The following is a 1,663-nucleotide window of genomic DNA, read 5'->3' as shown; positions in this document are numbered from 1 at the left end:
CGACCTGCTCCGCCGCCGAATCCTCCTAGCCTGACCGGCACCGAGCCGTCAACGCTGCACGAAAAGTGGGCCAGAACCAGTTTTCAGAGAGCGTTGACAGGCTGATCCGGTGGGTACTGCCGTATGGGAACCTACAGATTCACTGGACGCTCGAACCAGGTCGAGCTAATGGGCCGACCGCCCTTCACCGCGTAGTCAGTGAAGGTGCCCACGGTGGTGAATCCTCGTGAAAGATGCAGCGCCACGGACACCTCGTTGGGTAGCGCGACAGCCGCCACGACACGTTTGGCTTGAGTGTTGACCAGCTCGGCCAGCAGCGTGTCGTAGAGCCGCCCGCCGAGCCCTCGACCGACGGCGTTCGGCGCGAGATAGACGCTGACCTCCACCGTGTGACGGAACGCGGGGTGCGTCCGGTACGGGCTGCTGGTGGCATACCCCACGACTCGGTCACCTTCGGCGGCCACGATGAGCCGATGCGCGCCCGCTGGCGCGTACGTCGCCCACCAGACTCGGCGCTCGTCCAGGCTCACCTCAGCTTCGTCGAAGGTAGCGTGGCCGGTTCGGACATGGTGGTTGTAGATCTCCAGCAGAGCCGCCAGGTCGTCCTCGCGCCCAGCGCGCAGATGAGCGTTCACCCGGGACATTCTGCACGGCCCGTCGTACCCGGCGCGGACGCCCGATTGAACCAGCAGGTCAGGGGCTTGCGGGGGTCCGGCGAGATCGGCTCTCGCCGAAGAAGTTGCCATCCTGGTGAGAAATCTAGCGGTGCCCCAGTCAGAGAGCTAGCTGCCGACATTGTGGATGCGAACCTACAACGGTCTGGGTGGCCAACGCCCTACCGGCCGCCGCGCGCGGCGTCCTTCGCGCGGATGCCAGTAGACCTGGTGGCGCGACGGCTGATGCTCGCCGCCGAGCACGCCAACTGCCGGTAGCCTTCACGTAGCCCGAGGCGGGAACGACGAGCTGCACGGCCTGGACTGGTCCACCCGTTCGGTGCGACCCCCGAGGCATACGGCGGCCCGCACCTCTACTGTCCCGGCTGCTACGTGTGGCTCGGGACGGCGCTGCCGGCAGCACGCCAGAGCTGTCCGAGCTGCTTTTTGCCAGCGTCGCGCAGCGTGAGCAGATCGCCGTTAATCTCTACGGTTTGGGTCGCCTCTAGCCAGAGACCGATACTGAAGTTCTCACAGAACCTCTCTTGGACGCCCTCGAAAGTCACCTTGAACGTTCCGGCGGCGTCGATGCTCCAGGTGCCCTTCTGGCGGTTGCATCCGTCTGCGCCGGTCCAGGTGCCATCGTCCGCGAACTGCAGGTACGGCGGTTCCGGCCAGCCGATGGCTGGGGCGGTGGTGCCGGGTCGAGGAGTCCATCGACCCACCAGCATGGCTCTATCGGCAGTTGTCGCCGCCGTAGCCGTGACTGAGGGAGCGAGCGTCCCGGTCGGCGACCTGTCGAAGGGTTCCGACCCCGTGCATCCCGCGACAGCGGCAGGAACCAGAAGCGCACTGCTGACCAGCGCCCCACCAACACGAGCACTTGAAACGGCGGCTGCAAACGTCGCGCCATCAGCGGCTACTTGTTTCATTGACCCAGGACCGGCGCCCGGCCAGGCTCGGTTTAGGTGCCCGGGTTGGACGCTCTCTTTCGCGGCTGCCCACGACCT

2 protein-coding genes are annotated in these 1,663 nt (G+C 66.1%); both read right to left on the bottom strand.

What is annotated here, in order from left to right; genetic code table 11:
* Positions 1-131 precede the first annotated feature (131 nt).
* Positions 132-635, bottom strand: coding sequence for a GNAT family N-acetyltransferase (locus tag ABD287_RS18300; protein ID WP_344174767.1), 504 nt, complete (start codon positions 633-635; stop codon positions 132-134).
* 407 nt (positions 636-1,042) lie between these two features.
* Positions 1,043-1,378: an META domain-containing protein gene (locus ABD287_RS18295; protein ID WP_344174765.1), complete on the bottom strand. Its 336-nt coding sequence runs from the start codon at positions 1,376-1,378 to the stop codon at positions 1,043-1,045.
* Positions 1,379-1,663 lie beyond the last annotated feature (285 nt).

The sequence above is a fragment of the Pilimelia columellifera subsp. columellifera genome, assembly GCF_039532605.1.
In the GTDB taxonomy this organism is placed as follows: Bacteria; Actinomycetota; Actinomycetes; order Mycobacteriales; family Micromonosporaceae; genus Pilimelia; species Pilimelia columellifera.
The sequence above is the reverse complement of the archived record's forward strand: the minus strand, read 5'-3'. Positions and strand labels throughout refer to the sequence as shown.